The following is a 4535-nucleotide window of genomic DNA, read 5'->3' as shown; positions in this document are numbered from 1 at the left end:
GACCAACGGCCAGGTCGAGCGAATGAACCGCACGATCAAGGACGCGACCGTCAAACGCTTCCATTACGACGATCACGACCAGCTCCGCACCCACCTGTCAGACTTCATGGCAGCCTACAACTTCGCCCGCCGGCTCAAGACCCTCGGCGGGCTCACACCGTATGAATACATCTGCAAGATCTGGACATCCGAGCCAGACAGATTCATCCTAAATCCGATCCACCAGATGCCGGGACTGAACACCTAGGCCGTGTTGACAAAAGGGATTCACCGGGCGTGCTGATCATGATTGAAGCTGCCCTCTGCAATGGAGACCAGCGTGGCACGAGACCTGATGTCGGACGACGAGTGGGCGTTCTTTGAACGCTTCATCCTGGCTGTCCGTTCTCCGAACGGCCGCAAGCCGCTGAACCATCGGCTTGTTCTAGATGGGGATTTCTGTATCGCACGAACGGGTTCGCCCTGGCGTAACCTGCCGGAAGAGTAGGGCCAAATGGTTGTTCGTCTACCGGCAGTTCCGGCGGTGGACATTGGCGGGGCTGTGGGAGCAGATCCTAGATGCGCTCAACGAGAGCCGGATCGTGCCGGATGCCCTGCAGATGATCGACAGCACCGTGGTTCGTACCCATCATCAGGCAGCAGGCGCAAAAGGGGGACTCCGCGCCAAGGTTTCGGCCGCTCGCGAGGTGGCTTCACGACCAAGATCCATCTGCGGGTCAATGCGGCAGGCCTGCCCATGAGAACCGAAATCACGGCTGAGGAGACATCGCACTACCTCGGCTTTGATCTGGTCATAGCTGACAACCTGCCCGAGCCAAGCGTTCTGCTCGCAGACCACGGCTACGACTCTGACAACATCCGCAAGATCATGGAAGCGCGTGATAGCTGGCGCCGAGTTCCGCGAAATCGTCCACGTAATCGACCAGCGCGTCGGTATCGACGCCGTAGATGCGCGCGACGAAGCGGACGTTCTGCGTCCCCGTCAGGTCCGGGTGGAAGCTGCCGGAAAAACCGACCGGCCAGGAAATCGTGCCGTCCGAGACGATCCGCCCCGAGGTCGGCAGCGCCGTGCCCGCGATCATGCGCAGCAGCGTCGATTTCCCCGCGCCGTTGCGCCCCAGCAGCCCCACCGACGCGCCGGTCGGGAAGACCGCGTTCATCCGGTCCGCGACCAGCTTCCGCCGCCCCTCGGTGTAGTAGATCTTGGTCAGGTTCTCGAGCCGGATCATTCCCGCCGCCTCAGCGCCGGTCCCGTACGCTGTAATAGACCAGGATCAGGATCGACCACAGCACGAAGGCCAGCCCCGCACCCAGGACCAGCAGCCAGGGCCGTGCCGGTTCCAGCGAGCGCTGCGCCACCGCGGGCGTGATATGGGCGGCAAGATAGCGCGTCTGCCGCTGAGCGGTGGCCAGCGCCGATTCATAGGCGACCCGCGCCGACTGGTGCGCGCCCTCGGCGAATTCCAGATCGACCTTCAGGCGCTCGTATTCGCCCATCAGCTGGGCGTAGTTCTCGCCCTCGGGGGTGTCGCCGCCGAACTTGTCGCGTTCCTGCTCGATCTGCTTTTCCAGCGACTCGACGCGCAGTTCCGCCTGCTTGATGCGCTGGTCGCCGGAGCGGGCGTTCTGGCGCAGCTGGTCCAGCGCGACCTGCGCCTCGGCCAGCTGGCCTTGCAGCGAGGTCATCACGGTCATCTGCGCCCCGAGGTCGATCGTCGGGTCCACGATGCGGGTGCGCACGCGGAAGCCGGTCATCGCCTGCCGCGCCTCGGTCAGCACGCCCCGGGCCTTTTCCAGTTCGGCCTCGGCCTGGCGGGTGGCGTCAAGCCGGGCCTGTTCCGACAGCCCGTTCACCACCTTCTCGCTTTCGGTGAAGATGGTGTCGGCGATGGCCTTGGCATCCTCGGGCGAGAACGCGCTGACCTTGACGGTGATGATCCCGGCCGAGTCGTCGTAGTAGATGCGCACCTGGCGGCGCCAGTATTCGGTCAGGTCCTCGATCGTGCCCTGGGGATCGAAGGCGAAGACGAAGTCGTGCGGCCAGGGGCGCGAGAACATCGCCCGGATGTCCAGCGCCTCGTCCGTCCGCTGGACGAGGTCGGGCGAGCGGATGAATTCGTAAAGGATGTCGGTGTCCGAGGCCGTGCCCGAGGACGAGCCGCCAAAGATGCCCCCGAACATGTCCATCGAGGGCACGCCCTCCTCGCGGCGGACCGAGAAGCCCACGGTCGAGGAGAACTGGTCGGTGGCCCGCGTCCACAGGTAGACGCCCCACAGCGCGGTGGGCAGGATCACCAGAAGGAACAGGCTGACAAGCAGCACCCAATGCCGGCGGCGCGGTCGCGCGACGGGGGCAGGCTCGGCCACCGGCTGGAAGGCGCCTGCGCCCGGCGGAAGGGCGGGCGGCGGCGGAGAGGCGGGCCGCGCGGCGGGAGGCGTGGCAGGACGTGCCTGCGCGGGAACCTGCGCAGCCTGGCCCGCCGCCGCCGGCGGCTGTGCGGGCGCCCCGGCCGGACGCGCCGCCGCGGCCCGCGTCGCCGCCGCGGCGGTGACGGCATCGGCGGGAATCAGACGGCCGGGCGTGGGCTGAGGAGCGGGGCCGGCGGATGCAGGGCCGGCGGATGCGGGGTTCGGCCGGGGCGCGGCGGCCGGATTTCCGGGCGCCTGGCCTGCAACAGCGGGGTTGGCAGGTCCGGCCCCCGCGGGCCGCGGGGTGGCAGGCTGGGCAGGTGCCGCCCCTTGCGGCGCGGCGGGCGCGGGTTCCGGCGCAGCAGGGGCTGCGGGCCGGGCAGGCGCCGCGTTGGCCGGGCCGCCGGCGGAAGGATTGGCCGCCCCGGTGCGCCCGGCCAGGCCGGGCCGTTGGGTGGCGCGGGTTGCGAAGCCGGCCCAGGGCGACCCTGGCCCGGCGGCTGTGCCTGGGGCGCGGCTTGGGGACGATCGCTGGCCATCTGGGCTTTCGCTGCTTCCAATTTACCGGCAGTTGTTACAGAGCCGTCCCAGCGAATGCTAGCCTCAGCAGTAAAATGTCCGACAGCACGCTCCAGCCGCCGCAAAGGCCCGCCCCGCCCGCCCGTCCGCGCCGTGCGCCGAACGGGCTGTTCCGCATGGTGCGCACCGTGGCCGCCCTGATCCTGCGCGAGATCGCCACGACCTATGGCCGCTCGCCCGGCGGGTATGTTTGGGCGCTGGCCGATCCGATCCTGGGAATTGCCCTGCTGACGCTGGTCTTCCAGCATGCGATGGGCAACACCAACCCGCTGCTGGGGTCCAGCTTTCCGCTGTTCTACGCGTCGGGCTATCTGCCGTTCCAGATGTATCACGACATTTCCAACAAGACCGCGCAAAGCCTGCGCTTTTCGCGCCCGCTGCTGGCCTATCCGGCCGTGACCTTTGTCGATGCGCTGATCGCGCGGCTGGTCCTGAACACCGTGCTGCATGTCATCGTCTTCACCGTCCTGATCGGCGGGATCGCCCTGATCCAGGGCATCCCGCTGGTGATGAACGTAGGCACGGTGCTGCACGCACTGGGGTTGGCTACGTTGCTGGGCGCAGGTGTCGGCACGATGAACTGCTTCCTGATGATGCGCTTTCCGGTGTGGGAGCGGGCCTGGTCGATTTCCTGATGATGCGCTTTCCGGTGTGGGAGCGGGCCTGGTCGATTCTCAGCCGCCCGCTGTTCCTGATGTCGGGCATCTTCTACACCTACGAGCTGATGCCCAAGGTCGTGCAGGATGTCCTGTGGTGGAACCCCGTCCTGCACCTGGTCGGTCTGATGCGGCGGGGGATCTATGTGGTCTATCCCGCCGACTATGTCAGCGAGAGCTATGTCATCGCGGTGTCGCTGCTGACCCTGGTGTCCGGGCTGCTGCTGATGTGGCGGCGCTACCGCGACCTGCTGGAACTGGGCTGAACCAAGTCAGCTGCTTAGGCTCCAGACCCATTGTTTCTGAGCGCTCGCCATGATTCAGGCTTCGCAAGGAGACCTGATTCATGAGCAACCTTTTCTGGCTGAGCGATGCGCAGATGGCACGCTTGCGGCCGTTCTTTCCCAAAAGCCATGGCAAGCCTCGCGTTGACGATCGACGTGTGCTCAGCGGCATAATCTTCGTCAACCGCAATGGGTTACGATGGTGCGACGCCCCGAGGGAATATGGTCCGGCGAAGACGCTGTATAATCGTTGGAAGCGCTGGAGCGACAATGGTGTCTTCGCCCGGATCATGAGGGGCCTGGCCGCTGAGAGTGCCGAGAGCAAGACGATCATGATCGATGCGACCTACCTGAAAGCGCATCGCACGGCGTCCAGCCTGCGTGCGAAAAAAGGGGGCGCGGGCGGCAGAGCGGGCGCACCAAGGGTGGCATGAACACCAAGTTGCACGCCGTCACCGATGCAAAAGGCCGACCGATCCGGTTCTTCATGTCGGCTGGACAGGTCAGCGACTACACCGGTGCGGCGGCTCTGCTGGGCAGCTTGCCCAAGGCCGATTGGCTGGTTGCGGATCGGGGCTATGATGCAGACTGGCTCCGAGAGGCTATT

At 66.2% G+C, this 4535-nt stretch carries 4 protein-coding genes and 3 pseudogenes; 5 read left to right on the top strand and 2 right to left on the bottom strand.

From position 1 onward, the window contains the following. Positions 1–247 (top strand): integrase core domain-containing protein (locus tag CK240_RS17110; RefSeq protein ID WP_167650080.1); only part of this gene is annotated, 247 nt, incomplete at its 5' end. Between the two features lie 60 nt (positions 248–307). Further along, positions 308–934, top strand: a pseudogene (locus tag CK240_RS17105) (IS5 family transposase); the annotation flags it as partial. Here the strand turns inward: CK240_RS17105 and CK240_RS19495 are convergent. Next, a pseudogene (locus CK240_RS19495) lies at positions 879–1229 on the bottom strand (ATP-binding cassette domain-containing protein); the annotation flags it as partial. The pseudogenes CK240_RS17105 and CK240_RS19495 overlap by 56 nt on opposite strands. 10 nt (positions 1230–1239) lie before the next feature. Next, positions 1240–2322: a KpsE/RkpR family capsule polysaccharide export protein gene (locus tag CK240_RS17095; protein ID WP_240517550.1), complete on the bottom strand. Its 1083-nt coding sequence runs from the start codon at positions 2320–2322 to the stop codon at positions 1240–1242. 701 nt (positions 2323–3023) lie between these two features. On the opposite strand from CK240_RS17095, the gene CK240_RS19370 reads away from it, so the two are divergent. From CK240_RS19370 to CK240_RS17085, 3 genes and pseudogenes are all read left to right on the top strand, one after another. Further along, a complete protein-coding gene (locus tag CK240_RS19370) occupies positions 3024–3623 on the top strand; it encodes an ABC transporter permease (RefSeq protein WP_240517549.1) in 600 nt (199 codons plus the stop codon). Further along, positions 3596–3910 (top strand): ABC-2 transporter permease, encoded by a 315-nt coding sequence (locus tag CK240_RS19365; protein ID WP_240517548.1) that lies wholly within the window; start codon positions 3596–3598, stop codon positions 3908–3910. The genes CK240_RS19370 and CK240_RS19365 overlap by 28 nt, the downstream gene beginning before the upstream one ends. An 80-nt stretch (positions 3911–3990) precedes the next feature. Continuing rightward, positions 3991–4535 (top strand): annotated as a pseudogene (locus tag CK240_RS17085) (IS5 family transposase); the annotation flags it as partial.

Source organism: Paracoccus salipaludis, from assembly GCF_002287065.1.
Taxonomy (GTDB): Bacteria; Pseudomonadota; Alphaproteobacteria; order Rhodobacterales; family Rhodobacteraceae; genus Paracoccus; species Paracoccus salipaludis.
This window is presented reverse-complemented; position numbering and strand designations above follow the sequence as displayed.